General features: G+C 42.6%; 11 protein-coding genes and 5 pseudogenes. 14 read left to right on the top strand and 2 right to left on the bottom strand.

Annotation, left to right across the window (positions count from 1 at the left end; all coding sequences use genetic code 11):
- From C6H66_RS15580 to C6H66_RS15520, 14 genes and pseudogenes are all read left to right on the top strand, one after another.
- Window positions 1-848: pseudogene (locus C6H66_RS15580) on the top strand (VRR-NUC domain-containing protein); the annotation flags it as partial.
- A 15-nt stretch (window positions 849-863) separates the two neighbouring features.
- The gene (locus C6H66_RS15575) at window positions 864-2,009 is read left to right on the top strand and encodes a DUF3396 domain-containing protein (RefSeq protein ID WP_105396055.1); all 1,146 of its coding nucleotides are present in this window, start codon (window positions 864-866) and stop codon (window positions 2,007-2,009) included.
- Window positions 2,010-2,046: 37 nt separating this feature from the next.
- Window positions 2,047-2,301 (top strand): annotated as a pseudogene (locus C6H66_RS15570) (hypothetical protein); the annotation flags it as partial.
- Window positions 2,294-2,567 (top strand): annotated as a pseudogene (locus tag C6H66_RS15565) (PAAR domain-containing protein). The pseudogenes C6H66_RS15570 and C6H66_RS15565, both read left to right, overlap by 8 nt.
- Window positions 2,568-4,247: 1,680 nt before the next feature.
- Complete coding sequence (locus C6H66_RS15560) at window positions 4,248-4,880, top strand: response regulator transcription factor (RefSeq protein ID WP_036808296.1); 633 nt, start codon at window positions 4,248-4,250, stop codon at window positions 4,878-4,880.
- Entirely contained in the window at window positions 4,877-6,421 is a 1,545-nt protein-coding gene (locus C6H66_RS15555) for an MASE1 domain-containing sensor histidine kinase (protein WP_105396053.1), read from the top strand. The genes C6H66_RS15560 and C6H66_RS15555 overlap by 4 nt, the downstream gene beginning before the upstream one ends.
- An 89-nt stretch (window positions 6,422-6,510) precedes the next feature.
- On the top strand, window positions 6,511-7,842 hold the full coding sequence (uhpC, locus tag C6H66_RS15550) for an MFS transporter family glucose-6-phosphate receptor UhpC (RefSeq protein ID WP_046395867.1): 1,332 nt from the start codon (window positions 6,511-6,513) through the stop codon (window positions 7,840-7,842).
- A 17-nt stretch (window positions 7,843-7,859) separates the two neighbouring features.
- A complete protein-coding gene (locus C6H66_RS15545; RefSeq protein WP_105396052.1) occupies window positions 7,860-8,891 on the top strand; it encodes an ABC transporter substrate-binding protein in 1,032 nt (343 codons plus the stop codon).
- 145 nt (window positions 8,892-9,036) lie between these two features.
- Window positions 9,037-11,115: an ABC transporter permease gene (locus C6H66_RS15540; RefSeq protein WP_105396051.1), complete on the top strand. Its 2,079-nt coding sequence runs from the start codon at window positions 9,037-9,039 to the stop codon at window positions 11,113-11,115.
- 15 nt (window positions 11,116-11,130) lie between these two features.
- Complete coding sequence (gene fbpC, locus C6H66_RS15535) at window positions 11,131-12,186, top strand: ferric ABC transporter ATP-binding protein (RefSeq protein ID WP_105396050.1); 1,056 nt, start codon at window positions 11,131-11,133, stop codon at window positions 12,184-12,186.
- A 52-nt stretch (window positions 12,187-12,238) separates the two neighbouring features.
- Window positions 12,239-12,394, top strand: a pseudogene (locus C6H66_RS27700) (replicative DNA helicase); the annotation flags it as partial.
- A gap of 59 nt (window positions 12,395-12,453) precedes the next feature.
- Window positions 12,454-12,846: pseudogene (locus tag C6H66_RS27695) on the top strand (type II toxin-antitoxin system RelE/ParE family toxin).
- Window positions 12,836-13,165 (top strand): helix-turn-helix domain-containing protein, encoded by a 330-nt coding sequence (locus C6H66_RS15525; RefSeq protein ID WP_065390143.1) that lies wholly within the window; start codon window positions 12,836-12,838, stop codon window positions 13,163-13,165. Before C6H66_RS27695 ends, C6H66_RS15525 begins: the two are co-directional and overlap by 11 nt.
- Window positions 13,166-13,245: 80 nt before the next feature.
- Window positions 13,246-13,557: a helix-turn-helix domain-containing protein gene (locus tag C6H66_RS15520; RefSeq protein WP_105396049.1), complete on the top strand. Its 312-nt coding sequence runs from the start codon at window positions 13,246-13,248 to the stop codon at window positions 13,555-13,557.
- A gap of 50 nt (window positions 13,558-13,607) precedes the next feature.
- Here the strand turns inward: C6H66_RS15520 and C6H66_RS15515 are convergent, their stop codons facing one another.
- Together C6H66_RS15515 and C6H66_RS15510 are read right to left on the bottom strand one after the other, a co-directional pair.
- Window positions 13,608-13,847, bottom strand: coding sequence for a type II toxin-antitoxin system HicB family antitoxin (locus C6H66_RS15515; protein ID WP_248000690.1), 240 nt, complete (start codon window positions 13,845-13,847; stop codon window positions 13,608-13,610).
- 105 nt (window positions 13,848-13,952) lie between these two features.
- A complete protein-coding gene (locus tag C6H66_RS15510; RefSeq protein WP_105396048.1) occupies window positions 13,953-18,350 on the bottom strand; it encodes a Tc toxin subunit A-related protein in 4,398 nt (1,465 codons plus the stop codon).
- Between the last annotated feature and the right edge of the window lie 5 nt (window positions 18,351-18,355).

Raw genomic sequence — 18,355 nt, 5'->3', positions numbered from 1 at the left:
TGATTGAAGTGAAATTTCCGGGTGATAAACTTGCCGAAGATCAAGAAATAGATTACATCCAGATTGCAACCGAAGACCGCTTTGGTGTAATGCGTATCAGCGATAACCGCACAGAAGAACAAAAACAGTATGATGAAGCGTGGCGAAAACTTTATCAACCCGGTTCTCAACACTATAAAAATCCCATCCCACTGGCCCCGCTACCGTCCGGTTCGCCGTCTGATGAGGAAGCTTTACCTTCGCCTCCCGCAGAGGGTGTACCGGGGACTATTCCGCAACCCCTGACAAAAAATCCACCGCTTCTCAGCACTTCCCGCTGGTCTTTTTTACCCAGCTATGAAGACTGGGTTATCCTCGGACAGGAAGTGGCGGGTCTGGCCGAAAACGGGTTGAATTATGTCCGCGACAGTACCCGGGAGCTGCTTGCCCAGTTTGGTGCCTGGTTAAATCAAGCCGGCAAGTGGGTGTGTGAAGAGATTATTGATCCGGTCACTCATCAAATCAGCTACGCGTTTTCCTGGGTTAATGAACAAACGGGGAAAATCGTAACCTGGACGGAGAGTGAGATAAAAGCCCGCTGGCAGATTGTGCAAGAAGGCTCAGATATTACCCTGGAAGAGCTTAAAAACATTAGCTGGATGCAGATATTAAAAGAGGTGGGGGAAGGCATGCTGGAAGTGGTGGTGATTATTGCCGGTGTTGCCGTTGTTATCCTTGTCACTCTTGCCGTCGCTGCCGCGCTGATTGCACTGGTAGAAATTTTAGCCGCTGCTGCTGCGGTAAGCGCTGCCGCGTTAGCCGCCGTCCTGACAATATTGGCGAGTGTGACATTCACCACTGCCTCATAATTCATGGAGAAAATGATGGAAACTTCAAATTACTTTGCCCAACTGAGATCACAACTGACCTCTTTTCTTTTTAGTAATGCCGATGGGCTGACTGTTTCCCGCCTGGGTCTCTCAATTACCCTGTTTTTTAAACAGGGTTACACCCAGGAGAAAAAGCAACGCATTCTGGCCTGCTACCGCCGTTTTCGGGAGGAGTTCGGTACTCAACTGCGTTTTCACAGTCATTCACTGAAAGGGTTAAGCAAATATTCACCGGAAAATATTATTAAGATAGAGGAAGGTATTCTCACTAGGAAAAAAAACCAGCTCTGTGGTTGGGTTGTTAGTAATGCTAAAAATGAAGATGAGGCACCTAATTATCTGATGCGTTACCTGGATTCCCGAGAAATTGATGGTGACGATGGTAGCTCCTACCTGAGTCTGGTGCTGCCCTGGGATTATCTGAAAGAACAAGAGGGCATGGCTCGTTTTATGGCCTGGCTGGAATTTCTGTGTGAACAACTCGAACCGGACAGCGGGGACTGTGGCTACTGTCTGGTGCTGCCCAAAGATTACTATGACTACTTTCCCTTAGAGTACCAACTGGCGCAACGTTACCCCTCCCTGCAAGTGAACTCCGCAGTGCACACAGCCAAATTACAGTATGGACACTCCATCCGTGGCATTAACTGGATCACCCTGCTGTCCAAACGCTTTGTAAACCGACTGGGTGGAGAATACTGGATACGTCAGGTGCTGCGCCCCTACCGGGATGTGGTGATTAGTTCTTACCGTGATGGACTGATAATCCGTGCCGGTCAATACCCGGACTTAACGCCACTGCCGGGCAGTGTCCCGGAGAGTTATTTTGCCATTAACCAGCTAATACGTCCGATACGGGTGATACCTCGTGAAGGCCATTCATTGCACTTCTATGGTGAGGGTCATTTTAATTCAACTTCCACCCTTGCCTGGTATGCTCGTTATGACCGGGGGCCGCTGCAAGTAACTCCTTTGAGAGGTGACCATCCGGCACTGGTCAGCGGGATCTGGCAAACCGATAGCCTGCCGGGCAAGCAGTACTTCTTTGCTCAGGGGGCGATGGCTTTTGATGTTGAAGGTGCAGAGACAGGCACAACCCTCTGGCATCTGGTACGGGAAGCGGCAAATATGTGGGAATAACTGATTATCCACCGACTCATAACTCACAGAGAAAATGATGGAAACTGTAGATTACTTTGCCCAGTTGAAATCACAACTGACCGCGTTTACCTTCCTCAATGGCGATGGGCTGACTGTTTCTCGTCTTGGGATTTCTATCACCCTGTTTTTTAAACAGGGCTACACTCAAGAGAAAAAGCAACGCATTCTGGCCTGCTACCAGCGTTTTCGGGAGGAGTTCGGTACTCAACTGCGTTTTCACAGTCATGAGCTGAAAGGGTTAAGAAAATATTCGCCGGAAAATAATGCGCAGTGTCGTGGAAAGTAAAAAAAATTATCCTTAAAGGCGATACCACAACAACCGGAGGCGAGGTTTTAAATGGTTCCGATTTGGTAAACCAACAACTCTCGGTTGCCTGTAAAGGTACCCCGGCGTTTTGTCCCGCCTGTAAACAAACCGGCGCGATTGCGGAAGGTTCTAACTTGTTCAATATACAAGGAATACCTGTCGCGCTGGAGGGACACCTTGTTAATTGTGGTTGTCCGACCGGCGCTTGTCGATTACAGGTACGGTCATAACTATCCAATGCTAAAGCCTTTAATTGAAAGGACGGTTTTAAACTGGGATTAAAAGTTATTTTTTTAACGTATAATTTTAATCGGTATCTGGTTTTAACCGTTTTTTATCTTTTGGCTATATGCTTTTTGCGAAATTTAAGCATTATGATATATCGTGGTTTTACGTTTAAACTAACATTAATCATATCCGATTTATTTTGACTGACATTGTTTTATAGATATGGTTTTATCGACATAGTTTTACCAATACTGTTTTACCCGTATTGCTTTACTGGCAATTCTGCGTTTTTTGTAAATCATCACCCTTTATCTTTTCTCTATAAATTACTAATCAATAACTTGATAGTATAAAAACACCGTTAATGTTTTTTAGGATAATTTTTTTAGCACTTAAATCCGGCTAAATTAATCGTTTTATCTCTTTTTTATCACATTTTTTTATTGATTTTTTCGTAAAACAATGGTGAGAAAACATTTGAGCGTTAATCTATTCTATTAATGTTATTTTACGTGATTATGTCTTTTCAACTCTCGGTTAATGATTAGTGAATTTCGACTTAATGTCATTAATCACGCCACTGAAGATTTTAATTTTCTTGGTTAAATCAGTCTGTTGAATGAAGTATTTAACCTCTCCCTGTTTGTCTTTTTAAATAGTCATAGCGGGTTAGGCAAATGTAAAATAAGTGGAGTGTAGTATTACCGATTTACCGATAAGTGGATTAAACATAGCAGGGAATAGGTTGTTTTTAGTCACTCTATACCTTTTAAAAAGCTGACATTAATGGCCTACCTATTCTTTAATCCTTAGTTGATTAATCACCGGTAAAAGGGAGATGTAAGTTAAAAAATAATGTTGAAAATATGATAAGCTTATACAGCGGTTTTCATTCTGAGGGGGTGTTTGTTTTTAATTATAAATCGGCCATGACGAAAGGTTTTTACATTTACTGAACCGTATTTAACGTTCTTATTTTCATTAAACTGATATTTAGGTTTTCTGTTTTCTATTTTCTCCTTTTTCTGTATTTTATCTTTTAGGCTTAAAACCAGTGAGGGTGGCAGAACGGCTAATGGTATTAAGATTAACGCCCATTCCTTTAATCATTTTTTATGTTGCTAAATATCCTTGCTTTTCTGGGGTTAATCTAAAAGCTGCCCGGTTTTCTACAATTATAGTCTCTGATTTTTCGTAAACTTGTTGCAGTCAGGCAAAATCTTTTATTTAAGAAGATTGGTTTAATGTGGTTAATACGGTTAAATGTTTTGATAAGATATATTCCTGTTATTGGGTTAACACTGTCATTTTTTCCACCTTATTTAATCAATTTAAAACCTGTTTTTTCTAATGTTTTCTCTTCCAAGGTCAGCATGACATCGGATTTTTTACCCGCTTTTAAAAATCCTTAATCAATTCTTTTTACTTTTGATGATTAAAGTTTTTACCTGTTTTTTCGTGGTTAATTTGGCCTCTTTTCCCGCTTTTAAAACCACACTGATAGATAAAAAAGGCTTTTTTTAACAATTACCCCGTAAATCCTGGCCCAATGCGAGGGTTTACGGCGGTTTTTGCTAAATTTGTTAGCTTTCTTGCAGATTTAGTTGATTAATTTGCACAACCTGCTTTTCCTGCACATCATATAAATTATTTCATTAACCATTATCCATTAACGAAAACTTATGATTAGAGTTGCACTTATTGACGACCACGTAGTTGTCCGTTCCGGCTTTGCCCAATTACTCGCGCTTGAAAAGGATATTGAAATCGCCGGGCAATACGCCAATGCCAAAGAAGCTTGGTTGGGTTTACTCAGAAACCCGATTGACGTTGCCGTGATGGATATCGATATGCCCGATGAAAGCGGTTTGCACCTGCTCACCCGGTTACGGCAAAAACAACCTGATTTTCGTACCATTATTCTCAGTATTTATGACACCACGGCATTTGTACAAAGTGCGCTGGATGCCGGCGCCTGCGGCTATCTCACCAAACGATGCGGCCCGGAAGAATTAGTACAGGCAGTACGTTCCGTACATCAAGGCGGTTGCTACTTGTGTGCCGACGCACTAAAAGCACTGCGTCAGACACCACAAGAGATTAAAGCACTGCAAGTTCTGACGCCCAGAGAACGGGAAATATTTTCTCTACTTATCAACGGCATCAATGTTAAAACTATCGCGGAACAACTCAATCTCAGCCATAAAACAGTTCATGTTCATCGTGCCAATATTCTTAGCAAACTCCAGTGTAATAGCACTATTGATCTGGTTCATTACGCTCTGCAACACCAGATTCTAACGGGGAACTCATGAACAGAAGATCACGATTTGGCCTGTTATCACTCTTTCTGCTGTTTTTTTATTCTCTGAGTTGGCTTGCTCTGTGGACCATCAGCTTCTACCTGAATGATAACGGGCAACAAGCAGCACTGCTTTTGCCACAAGGGTTACGGCTGGCACTGTTTATCCTACTAGGATATCGTTACTTACCAACCTTATTAGCCACTGAGATTATTATTCTGCTATGGCTCGGCAGCGAACAACTTATTACTCACAATATCATTCTGTTATCACCCTTTCTCAGCCTAATACCTGCCCTTATCGTGCAACAATTCTGGGGGCGCTATACCCTGTATTGGCAACGGCTCTCAATTCTGCTGGCTGGTGTAACCGCTAATAGTGTGTTACAGGCTGTTTGTCTGGGGTTTACGCTGACTGCCGACGCCAGCCATCTGTTTCTCACCTCGTTAACCGGTGGCGTTTTGCTGTCACCCTTTGTTTATCTGATCTATGAATACCTGCGTCAGCAACATCTGAGAAATATGCTGCAACCGAGCGATCCTGATCCGCAACTACGCCCTTCCTTGTTGATGTGGTGTTGTCTATTCTGCTTGCTCGGGTTAAGCGCCCAGATCTTTATGTCGCCAGAAATTGAGAATCTTTTAATCATTCTCATATTTATCCCCAATGTCTTCATGGCCTACCGTTATGGCTGGCAAGGCGGCGTACTGGCAGCTCTGTTAGGCAGTCTCATGATCACGTCAGCTCGTCAATTCAGTGGTGCTTTTAACGATTTAGGCGAACTGGAAATGTTCCTGACCATTCAGTCCTTATTAGGCATAGGTCTGGGAATAGCAATCAGCCGTCAGCAACAGCTCGCTGAAAATTTGCAACGTTACCGTGAATTGCTAGAACGGGAGTTAACCGCCCGCCGTACCCTGATGAAGAAACTGATTCACACAGAAGAAGACGTTTGTAAAAGCATTGCCCGCGAGTTACATGATGAAATTGGTCAGAATATTACCGCCATTCAAATTCAGGCAACGCTGATAAAACGTACCGCCACCACCCCGGCAACAGAAATGATCGCAGAGCAGATCAATCATCTCGCCCAACAGATTCATCAATCCACGCGTCAATTATTACGCCAATTGCGCCCACCAGTTCTGGAAGAGATGTCTTTAGAAAAAGCACTTCACCATTTGATCCATGAATTTGCGTTTAAAGAACAAAATATTGATTGCCAGTTGAATTACCAGCTTCCTCAAAATCCAACGGATGAAACGGTGGTTTTTACCCTCTACCGTCTGGTTCAAGAGTTACTGAACAATATCAGCAAGCATGCTCAAGCGACTCGAATCGCTATCATCCTGCGACAACACCGGGATGTGATTGAACTCAGAATCAGTGATAACGGCATCGGCATTACAGAAAACAACAGAAAAGGCGGATTTGGCCTCCAGGGTATTGAAGAACGTATCCGTGCATTAGGAGGAGATTGGCAATTAAGTAATGATAACGGCACACGCATAACTGTTAACCTGCCCACAAATTCTGATGAAAATCAAGCATAACTAAGAATTATTCCTAGTTGCCTAAAACCTTACCTCATCCATTTTCATTAATTTTTCTTTACATTCCCTTTTTCATGGAGGAACCGGGTATGCAAGCCACCAGCCAGGAACAGATTTCACAACACTATCGCCGCTGGCGTAGCCGCCTGCTGATTTCCATGATTATTGGCTATGCCGCATTTTATCTGACGCGAAAAAGCTTCAACTTTGTTATGCCGGTTATGCAGTTGGAACTGGGATTGGATAAAGGGCATATCGGCTGGATAACCAGTCTGTTCTATCTGGCTTACGGCAGCTCAAAATTTATTTCCGGTGTATTTCATGATCACACCGGTTATCGCTGGTTTATGGGCGCCGGATTAGTGATGACAGGTGTGTTAAACATTATCTTTGCTTTCTGCTCATCATTTTCCGCACTGCTGATCATCTGGACACTGAACGGCTTCTTTCAGGGATGGGGATGGCCGCCTTGCGCCAGATTGCTGACACACTGGTACTCCCGCAATGAGCGGGGCTTCTGGTGGGGATATTGGAATACTTCCATCAATATTGTCGGCATTACCGTCCCAATATTGTCCGCTTTTCTGGCGACCACTTACGGCTGGCAAACAGCGCTGATGATACCGGGAATTATCGGCATTTTATTGGGTATCGGGCTTTGTTATCAATTATGCGGCATACCACAACAGCAAGGTTTACCCAGTGTGGGACAGTGGCGGCAGGATTTACTGGAGCTTCGGCACGAACAGCTATCGCCCCCGCTGCCGATGATGCAGATATTGCGGGATACGATCTTAACTAGCAGAACTATCTGGTTGCTAGGATTCTCCTACATTCTGGTCTACCTCATCAGAATGGCGATTAACGATTGGGGAAACCTGTGGTTGTCAGAAACACATGGCGCCAATCTGCTCAGTGCCAATGCGACGCTCTCACTGTTTGAACTCGGTGGTTTAACCGGTGCGCTGTTTTCGGGTTGGGGATCGGATTTACTGTTCCGCGGCCAACGCGCCCCAATGATTCTACTGTTCGCGCTTGGACTGTTCATGGCTGTCACCGCATTGTGGCTGACTCCCATTCATCACTATGCGCTGTTGGCAGTCTGTTTTTTCAGTATCGGTTTTTTTGTATTTGGCCCGCAAATGCTGATTGGGCTGGCAGCAACAGAATATTGCCATAAACAAGCCGCCGGTACCGTCACTGGTTATCTGGGATTGTACGCCTACCTGGGCGCGGCAATTGCAGGTTGGCCTCTAAGTCAGATGATTGCCCACTATGGCTGGTCAGGGATGTTTGCCCTACTCACAGCCGCAGCCGCCATGATGGGTTTGCTGTTGATGCCGCTGTTAATGGCAGACGTTGGTAAAAGGGAACATATGGCAGGGATAGCACCGAGACTTTCCGATGACAAGCAGTTTTAAATACCAAGGACAAAATAATGAAACTGAAACCTTTCTCTACACTTATCGCAGCCGGTCTGGCCGTTGCTGCATTTACCAACAGCGCTCAAGCCGCCGGACGTTTGATCGTTTATTGCAGCGCAACTAACGCCATGTGTGAAGCTGAAACCAGAGCATTCGGTGAAAAATACAATGTAAAAACCACTTTTGTCCGTAACGGCTCAGGCAGTACGCTGGCAAAAATTGAAGCCGAAAAACGCAATCCACAAGCGGATGTCTGGTACGGCGGTACACTGGACCCGCAATCTCAGGCGGGAGAGATGGATCTGCTGGAGCCTTATAAATCCCCTAATCTGGCGCAAATCATGCCGCAGTTCCGCGACCCGGCTAAACGTAAAGGCAACTACAGCTCCGCCGTTTACGTCGGTATTCTTGGCTATGGCGTCAACACTGAGCGCTTAAAAGAGAAAAATCTGCCGATCCCAACTTGCTGGAAAGATCTCACCAAACCGATATATAAAGGCGAAATTCAGATTGCCGATCCTCAAAGTTCAGGCACTGCTTACACTGCGTTAGCAACCTTTGTTCAGTTATGGGGCGAAGATCAAGCATTTGATTATCTGAAAAAACTCAACGCCAATATTTCTCAGTACACCAAATCCGGTATTGCCCCAGCACGCAATGCCGCCCGTGGCGAATCCGCGATTGGTATCGGTTTCCTGCATGATTACTCATTGGAAGTAGAAAATGGCGCACCATTAAAACTTATCGCGCCATGTGAAAGTACCGGTTATGAAATCGGCGGCGTAAGTATCATCAAAAATGCCCGCAATATGGATAACGCTAAACTGTTTGTTGACTGGGTATTATCCAAAGAAGCACAAGAATTGAGTTGGAAGAAAGGGAAAGCTTATCAGATCCTGACCAATACCAAGGCGAAAGCTTCTCCTTTGGCACTTAAATTATCTGATCTGAAACTGATCAATTACCACATGGATAAATATGGCGCCAGTGATGTACGCAAAGAGTTAATTACCAAATGGGTGACAGAAGTGAAAATGGCTAAATAAAGCCAGTCAAGGGCGGAGCATTTCCCGCCCTTAAGAAGCTATCCGTCAGGCTACCTTATGTTCCCGCACCAATAATGCCTTAGTGCCTAGCTTCTTACTGCTTTACTGCTGCTACTACACAATAATAATAAAACGGAAGGAAATTATGTCTCACGCCTTTACCCTGCCTATCAGACAAAAGCAGGATGCCGTGTTCTGGTGGATTACTCTAATGTGGCTAGCCTTCGCGCTTCTGCCATCATGGAGCCTGGACTACGGCCTTTTCGAATCTACTCAAGATGAACTCTTCGCCGCTTATGGCTGGAATGGATTAAACATCGGCTTACTGTGGTTCCTGCTGCCCTCAGTGCTGCTACTACGTCCACTGACACCAGCAAACCGCAATCAACGTAACCGCCACTATTTTGATGCAGGTTATGCTTTATTATGCGCGCTATTTGTCGTTATCAGCGCAGCTATTATTGGTCGTGGGCTAGGCTACTCGACGATTTTCCTGTTTATCTCGCTGGGCGCGATTATTACTCTGGCCCTGTCTCGCCTTGAATGGTTAGGTGGTGATAGTTTTGTTATCGGCTCATTAGTCGCGGTTATTGCCCTCATCGGCATATTTATCCTTTATCCGAGTATTGCCATCTTTATTCCGATGTTTACGGATGATGCCGGTCAGTTTGCCCCATTTGCTTTTATATCGATCCTAGGGCAAGCACATATTATTCAGGTTATCATCAACTCTGTTCTACTCTCGCTGGCGGTTGGCGCAGGTTGCACCTTCTTCGGGCTAGTACTGGCAATTTATACCGCCAGAATCGCCCGCCGTTCCGCCATTATTGGCCGGGTATTCTCCATCTTACCTATCGTCACCCCGCCGTTTGTTGTCGGTTTAGGCGTCACATTGATGATGGGCCGTTCCGGTTATATCACTGAATTTATGGCAAACTGGTTTGGCCTAACCAACACCAACTGGCTGTATGGCTTTACCGGCATCTGGCTGGCGCAAGTTCTAGCCTTCACACCAATGGCGTTTATGATCCTTGATGGCGCCATCAAAACCATCCATCCCTCATTGGAAGAAGCTGCCTATACTCTGCGTGCCAATCGCTATCAGACGTTCTTCAATGTTTTTATCCCGCTGTTGAAACCGGCACTGGCGAACTCTTTCCTGATTGTCATTGTCCAGTCGCTGGCAGATTTCAGTAACCCACTGGTACTGGGCGGTAGCTTTGACGTACTGGCGACCCAGATCTACTTCTATATCACCGGTTCTCAACTCGACTATCAAGCCGCCAGTACTCTCGGCGCTTCGCTGCTGGTTTTCTCGCTACTGGTCTTCTGCGTTCAGTATTTGTGGATTGGTAAACGTTCCTATGTCACGGTTTCCGGCAAATCCTACCGTGGTGATGTACAACCGTTGCCAACTTCACTGGTTTGGGGTGTCTGTGCCATCCTGTTTATCTGGGTTGTATTCAACATTCTATTGTACGGCAGCATCTTCTACGGCAGTTTCACCGTTAACTGGGGAGTGGATTACACCCTGACCTTGGATAACTTTATTAAACTGTTCGGTCAAGGGATGAACGACGGCGCATGGCCATCATTACTGGATACCTTGCTCTACGCCGGTATCGCGGCCCCTATTACCGCTATTTTGGGTTTGCTGATCGCCTACATTGTTGTACGCCAGGAATTTCGCGGTAAAAAAACCATCGAATTCACTACCATGCTATGTTTTGCCGTACCGGGTACCGTCGCCGGGGTTTCCTACATTCTGGCCTTCAACGATTCACCTTTTTATCTCACCGGAACTGCGGCAATCGTCATTATCTCCATGACCATGCGCAATGTACCGGTGGGTATCCGGGCAGGTATTGCCGGTCTTGGACAAATTGATAAATCACTGGATGAAGCTTCACTCAGCCTACGTGCCGGATCGATGAAAACCATCTTCCATATACTGTTACCCTTACTGCGCCCTGCGATTTTATCTGCACTCATCTATAGCTTCGTCCGTGCGATTACCACCGTCAGCGCGATTGTCTTCCTGGTCACACCAGACACCCGCGTAGCAACCTCTTATATTCTGAATCGAGTGGAAGATGGTGAATACGGAGTTGCTATCGCTTATGGCTCGATCCTGATTGTGGTTATGCTGGCCATTATTTTCTTATTTGACTACCTGATTGGCGAAGCGCGGATCTCTCGTTCCAAAGCCAAAAATACACAGTAATCACGGAGTGACGACATGACACAACAAAATTTTGTCGAACTGAAAAATGTAACCAAACGGTTCGGTAGCAACACCGTGATCGATAATCTGGAACTATCTATTCCACAGGGACATATGGTCACACTATTAGGACCCTCCGGCTGCGGTAAAACCACCGTATTACGTCTGGTTGCCGGGCTGGAAAAACCTAGCTCAGGTAAGATTTTCATTGACGGTGAAGACGTCACAGATCGCTCTATTCAGCAACGAGATATCTGTATGGTATTTCAGTCCTATGCCCTATTCCCGCATATGTCGCTAGGGGAAAATATTGGCTACGGGCTGAAAATGCTAGGACGGCCTAAAGCAGAAATACGGGAACGGGTTAAAGAGGCGCTGGAGCTGGTGGATTTAGGCGGCTTTGAAGAGCGTTACGTAGACCAAATCTCCGGCGGTCAACAACAGCGTGTCGCTCTCGCTCGCGCACTGATCCTCAAGCCTAAAGTGTTACTTTTCGATGAACCGCTGAGTAACCTTGATGCCAATCTGCGTCGCAGTATGCGCGAGAAAATCCGCGAATTACAGCAGCAATTTAATATTACCTCGCTATATGTTACTCATGATCAAAGTGAGGCATTTGCAGTTTCCGATGCGGTACTGGTGATGAATAAAGGTAAAATCATGCAAATTGGCACGCCACAAACACTCTATCGCCAACCGGCGTCTGAGTTTATGGCAAGTTTTATGGGAGACGCCAATATCTTCCCGGCGACTTTAGGTACTGATTATGTTGAGATTTTTCAATATCGCCTGCCACGGCCAGCAAACTTTACCACCAACAAACAATCGGTAACGGTAGGCGTCAGACCGGAAGCAATTACCCTGAGCCATCAAGGTAATACCAGCCAACGCTGTACCATTAGTCATGTGGCTTACATGGGGCCACAATATGAAGTCACCGTAGATTGGCAAGGGCAAACTCTGCTATTACAGATTAACGCTACCCAATTGCAACCCGATGTTGGCGATAATTATTATCTGGAAATTCATCCGTTTGGGATGTTTATTTTGGCCGAGAAAAGCAACTGTTAATTTGATTGCAAAAAATCCTGACTTTTAGATCAATAGGCCGCCAAATGGCGGCCTATATAATGAAAATACAGACACGAAAGGAATAGCTGAGGTCATCACAGGTAAGCAGCGCAACAACCTGATAGGTACGGTTTGACTGATGTTTAACGGTCAATGGTCTCGATTTGATAACTACTCTGACCTAGCTTATATAGATAATATAGATTAAAACTTGCACAATACTATAGCAAAGATTACTATAATAAAAATTACCATTTCGGGGATTTCGTGGCTATTTACTTAACAAAACTTTTTAATAAAAAAGCCAAAAAACTAAAAATCACCACAGATACCTTACTTAAAGCGGCGTCTGAGGTCATGAATGGTGTATTTGAAGCTGATTTAGGCGGTGGTGTTATCAAGAAGCGGGTTCCTTTAAAAGGCACGGGTAAAAGTGGTGGCACACGAACTATCATCTTCTTTAAAAGTGGAACTAACCTGTTTTTTTTTCGATGGCTGGTCAAAAAGTGAAGTCAGCGGAAAAAGAGCTAAGGAAATCGAGGACGATGACTTGGAGGGTTACAAAGACGTTGCCGCAGAACTTCTAAAGTATGATGATAAAAAAAATAAAAAAAAATGCTCGAACTAAAACTTTTGGTAGAGGTGAAAGATGAGCACTAAATTGGACGAAATGCTTGGCTTTGCAAAAGAGCTAGAAGAGGCTGGTATTTCTAACGGTGATTTAACCAAAAAACTTGAAGCTAGAATTCAAGTTCGCAATTTAAGTAAACATATAGCTAAAGCTCGCCCGATGTCTGGCGATGAAATCAAGAAATTACGCGACCGTTATAACATTTCTCAAGCTAGTTTAGCTCTGGCGCTTAATATGACGAAAGAAAGCGTATCAAAATGGGAGCGTGGTGAAATTAAGCCCAATGGGGCAGCATTAAGAATGCTAAACCTCATTGATAAACAAGGATTGAAAATTATCACCGCTTAACATAACCATTAAAGGTACCTTTCGGGGTACTCTGACCGCTGACAAACCTCGTTTAAGGCACTGATACAGGAGCGGAAATTATGAAAATGCAGACTTTTGAAAGCGTATGGGACGCGATCAGAGATACACCAGAGCAGGCCGAAAACATGAAGATCCGTGCGCAACTAACGAATACGCTCAACGCATGGATAGCAAAACGGGAATTTACCCAAGCTGAAGCCGCCAAAGTACTGGGGATTACCCAACCCCGTGTTTCAGAACTTGCCAGGGGCAAAATACAGCTTTTCAGTGTGGATAAGTTGATTGCGATGATGGCTCATGCTGGTGTATATATCCGGCATATCGAGATAAGCGAGCCGGAAGTCGCTTTAACCACATTACCCGCCGTTTAACTCTCTCAAAAGTGAGATCCAGCGCTTAGCACGCTGAATTTCACTTTTACTTAAAAGCCCCTGATTCCATTACCGCTATACAATTTGTAAGGTTCTATGCCGTCTTTTTTACACTCATCAAAAAAGAGCGCCAGAGATTTAACACCCTCTTCTTTCAACTCATCGACGCTATAAGCGTAAAAGTCAGCACCACCATTTAACCCGACAAACTCACCACGAAACATCTCGATTTCCGGGTCAAAAGTGATCACAGCCACATGGCCGTCAATTTTTAACGTATTGTTTATCATGATCTAATTCCTAACCAAAATAACAAGAACCTGGTAAATAATAAAAATAAATTTACCAGATTCCTAATTAAATATTAGATACAGAAACAGCGACAAATAAACGTATTATTTAAGCAATTCTCTTACCTGACCAGCAAATGCCTCTCCGCCATCCTTCGCGGTATAACGTACATGCAAAATAATATCTGTCAAATTATCCAGAATATCTCGCTGTATACTGTCTGTTGCTGCTGATGGGAAGGTAAGTTTCCAGTCAGAAACCGCCCCCGTTCCTTCAAAAGGTAAATAGCGATCATCACCGAAATTAAGATTAAATGTACCGCTATCATTAATCCCTGATGAAAGTGCAATTTGTTGACTCGCTCTCAAATTCGTAACAATTTGTTTATTATCGCCTTCTTTATTTGAAAGTAAATATTTCACACCATTAATATCCGGCGTTTTCAATGTATAACTTTTGGTTTGGGTTAAAATCGCTTTAATATCCTGATAAGGACCAATTAATGTCGGCAGCGTAACCGATACAGAAGTGATCTGGCGTAAATAATGCCCGGCATAATCCTGATCAAATAATTTCTCGTTCAGTATAAATGTAATTCCTTCACCGGTTTTAAGTTCAGATTGAATATCTTGCCATTTTTTCGTATCAGATAATAGATTTTTTAACGAGATCGTTTTAGTTAACTCTAAACGACGTTCATTACGATTCAAATAAGCCGATTCCATTTTCAATAGATTCAGTTTAATCTTTTCTCCGACCAACAAACCACTATGATTATCGTCCCAACCATTTTGTACAATAAATTGTGTGGAAAAATCCCCCATTTCATATTGCCAACATGCTTGTGCATTTAAACATAGCGAAAGTACTGCATCGTAAGCCTGACGATATAATGACATCATCTGATCATTCAGCCATTGATAAAGCGAAGATTTCGTTACCCTGGTCACAGTAAGAAACTGATACATATCCTGCTCTTTTTGCAGTTGTGCCTGAGATTGTTGTAATGTTGTATTCGCAGCGGAAATTTGCGCCTCTTGCTGTTCAATCTGTTTTTTCAACATTTCCAGCTCACTTTCCGCCTGTTTATATTGAATCTCCCACTCTTCACGTCGCCGGTTATAACTGGCTTTAACGCTCAATGCATCACTTGCCATTTGCATCATTAATGATGCCGTACGTGTAATACCCGCAGAACAAACAAGCGGCATATGCCATCGTTGTCCACCAAATGACGTTCCCGCAATACTCGGTATCAGCGAGGCGGCACCGGCGGCGGTTAACATTCCTTCCTCAACAGAAGAAATAATTTTTGCCGTACCTTGTAAATTCAGAGCATTGGTTTCATCTGTAGAAATGTTTTCATCATAAAGCGCCTTATAATGATCAATCCGCAGTTGTATTGTCTGCCGACTTTTTAATAATGCCTGTTTCCCTTTTTCAGCGATTGCGACAGCATCTTTCTGCAATGAAATGGTAAAAACAGCTAACTCTTTCAAATGTAATTGATTCAACTCTTCCTGTTCCGCGCGATCTTTACGTTCTTGCGCACTCAAGAGTAAATCACCAAAATGACTTAATGTATCTACCGCATGATAAACACTGGGTAATAATGCCCGAAAACGATAAGGCGGTATATTCAAAATAGCCGTACTACCTGCTGCTAATAATGATCCACCGTTCGCCAGTAAAGCGAGCAAATTTTTCGGATCGACAGGTGTTGCATATAATGGTAGCGATAAAGGTTTACCATCTAAAGTTAAATTATGGCGCAAATTATAAAATCTGCTGGATAAAATATCCCAATACCACAGTAAATCATTATTCAAAGGCACTCTGAATATCGCATTATCCACCTCCGTATGAGCACTGACTTTAGTCGCTGGAAGATCAATTAATATATCAGGATCAAGATTACTCTCAAATTCGCGTAATTTATTATTCTTTGAAGAGGTGACATCTGCCAATTCAATCGGTAGCCAATGACTGACTAAATCAAAATCAGGTCTGGGGCCAAGTAATTGCTGTGCTTGAAGATAGCGTAATTTAGCATTATTAAGTCCGTCATTGGTCAGAAAGCGATAAAAACTATCACCGAAATCAATTAAGTTCTGCACATACATTTGGAATATGGCTTTCTTATAATGTACCGGATCGGCATAAGCTATCGCATCTGGATCTTGTAATCCTTTTAGTTGTACTGAACTATCTTGAGAAACCTCTAACAGGCTGCAATTCCAATAGCTTGGGCTACCATTAGCCTTATTTTTTACTCCTGGATTGAAAATATAGTGTAACCAGTTTTGAGCATCCTGATATTGTTGTGAAGCATTGAGTTGATACGCAACTAAATAAGGCACATGGAAGAAAAGCTCCCAGAAATAAATACTATTTGCTCCGTTAAGCGCTGAATCATTATTTTCATCACTCCCCGGAATAGGCGGCTCTTTAATATGTTGTGCCTCCCAACTCAGTACATCAGCAATAGAGTGGTTAGCTCGCGCAATAAGTTCCTTGCCAAATAAGGTATTTAATCTGATAGATCGATATTTAAATTGTAATTCAGTAATGTCCAAATACTGTGCTTGCGTTTTTTTATCATAGGCCAACAGCAAATTAGGATAAGGCGTTTTACTTAGTTTAATTTCATAATAGTTATAACCTAAATCCGCATCTTCACCCTCTTTCTTATAACCTAGTTTTAAAAAGACACTCGGATCATTACCATTTATTTCATCGAGTTCAAGTTCTACAGTAGGAATAATACTCTTTCCATTGAGTAATTGGCGTTCTGAATATAACAGACTATCGCTCCCTCCTTTAGTATGCCATAAACAGAAATCAGCCTCCCGATAACCGGAATGATCAATATCTACTTTTGGCGTGCCATCTCCAGAAGCAACAAGTTTACCACCAAATTTATTGAGTTCTGAACTAAATACTTTAGCTTCTTTTAGTCCAGACAGTGGTACTTCCATTTCTTTGGCAAAATGATAAGCATTACCTTGCTTTTGTCCCCATTCAGAAAAATTAACGTTCAACTCAGGATAACCACTCTGACTAGAATTAAACATAATATAAAAATAGTCACCTGACCCATAACTATTATCATTAATAGTCACTGCGACAGAAACGGTTATTTTTCCATTATTTTCTTTTGCGCCATCAGCAAGTGAAATATTAACCTTTCCTGCTTCACTAGATTTACTTTTAAGATCAATATCACATACTACAGATTTAATAATCTCTTCCCCAATTGACAAACTATTATTACCACTGAGACGTAGTTTTCTACTACCCATTTCAGCAAATAGTGTCATTTTCCCTGTCGCAAGCCCAGGATAACTTCCTGATTCCTGATAAACAGGTTTATCAACTAATTTATATGCATCCCCAAAATAGGCTGACAACATATTTGATTGTGTAAGATCTTCCGTAGAATTAGATTTAATCTGTTGATAAATATAGAGATCTAATGACTTATTACCAACCAGAGGAACAGGAATTTCGTTAAATAATAAATTACAGGAGTACGGATAATGTTCTTCTTTTCCTGACTTATAAATAGCAGAAATAACTAATACCGGTTCAGCTCGCAAATCCATTAACGCAATTAATTCAAAACCATCATTAACTTTACTCTTATCGCCGGTAAAAGTACGTAATTTATTTGGCAGACTCCATTCACCATTAAATTTTCGATATATCAAATTAATACTATAATAATTTTTTTCTTCATTATTATTATCAACTTCATGTGCCAACCAAACGATATGAAGACGACCATCAATAACAACTGGCCGGATCTTAATCACTTCCCCAGTAGCAGGAATACTAATTTTCTCCCATTCTTTCCAGGCGGTAGGATTAATGACATCTTGCATATTTCGATTAGCCATATTCAGGGATCGCCAATAATATTGACCTGGTGTAATATTCATCTTACCAATAAAATAATATTCGGCTTGAGCGGGAGCTAATTCTTTAGTCGTATTGATATAGCCACTCATTAACTCTAAGTTACTTATTTCTTCAAATTTATTTAAATAATTCAATATAACTTCTTGAACAACTTCATCACTCAACTTCCCTTTATTTAAATTATCCTCCAATTCTTTAAAATCACTTGTTTTACCCTGGCGTAATATAGGGCTAATATAATTCTCTGGATAATTCCATAACTGTTGAAAACCAGCCCAAATATTATATTGGCTTAAAACATCACTCCATTTCTCTACTCTATCTTCATATTGATAATCATACCCAGGTTCCATGTTAAGCATAATACCATTAATATATTGCTGAATACTGGAAATCGCTTGTGCAACGACACTGGTATTAACCTGACTAGATACCTGATTATCAATCAGTAAATATTGATATAAATCATCCGGCGTTTTTAAATCGGGTGAATTAGCTGTTTTTGAAATATGCCCTAAGTAATAACTAACCAATCCATCACGAACATTCTCAGCTAATTTTTTAGAAACAATATTTTTCATATCCT

Source organism: Photorhabdus hindustanensis, from assembly GCF_002968995.1.
GTDB lineage: Bacteria > Pseudomonadota > Gammaproteobacteria > Enterobacterales > Enterobacteriaceae > Photorhabdus > Photorhabdus akhurstii.
The sequence above is the reverse complement of the archived record's forward strand: the minus strand, read 5'-3'. Positions and strand labels throughout refer to the sequence as shown.

What these genes read in the sequence shown, in the direction of transcription:
- C6H66_RS15575 (WP_105396055.1), top strand. Translation starts at nt 864, where the DNA reads ATGGAAACTTCAAATTACTTTGCCCAACTGAGATCACAACTGACCTCT.
- C6H66_RS15560 (WP_036808296.1), top strand. Translation starts at nt 4,248, where the DNA reads ATGATTAGAGTTGCACTTATTGACGACCACGTAGTTGTCCGTTCCGGC.
- C6H66_RS15555 (WP_105396053.1), top strand. Translation starts at nt 4,877, where the DNA reads ATGAACAGAAGATCACGATTTGGCCTGTTATCACTCTTTCTGCTGTTT.
- uhpC (WP_046395867.1), top strand. Translation starts at nt 6,511, where the DNA reads ATGCAAGCCACCAGCCAGGAACAGATTTCACAACACTATCGCCGCTGG.
- C6H66_RS15545 (WP_105396052.1), top strand. Translation starts at nt 7,860, where the DNA reads ATGAAACTGAAACCTTTCTCTACACTTATCGCAGCCGGTCTGGCCGTT.
- C6H66_RS15540 (WP_105396051.1), top strand. Translation starts at nt 9,037, where the DNA reads ATGTCTCACGCCTTTACCCTGCCTATCAGACAAAAGCAGGATGCCGTG.
- fbpC (WP_105396050.1), top strand. Translation starts at nt 11,131, where the DNA reads ATGACACAACAAAATTTTGTCGAACTGAAAAATGTAACCAAACGGTTC.
- C6H66_RS15525 (WP_065390143.1), top strand. Translation starts at nt 12,836, where the DNA reads ATGAGCACTAAATTGGACGAAATGCTTGGCTTTGCAAAAGAGCTAGAA.
- C6H66_RS15520 (WP_105396049.1), top strand. Translation starts at nt 13,246, where the DNA reads ATGAAAATGCAGACTTTTGAAAGCGTATGGGACGCGATCAGAGATACA.
- C6H66_RS15515 (WP_248000690.1), bottom strand. Translation starts at nt 13,847, where the DNA reads ATGATAAACAATACGTTAAAAATTGACGGCCATGTGGCTGTGATCACT.
- C6H66_RS15510 (WP_105396048.1), bottom strand. Translation starts at nt 18,350, where the DNA reads ATGAAAAATATTGTTTCTAAAAAATTAGCTGAGAATGTTCGTGATGGA.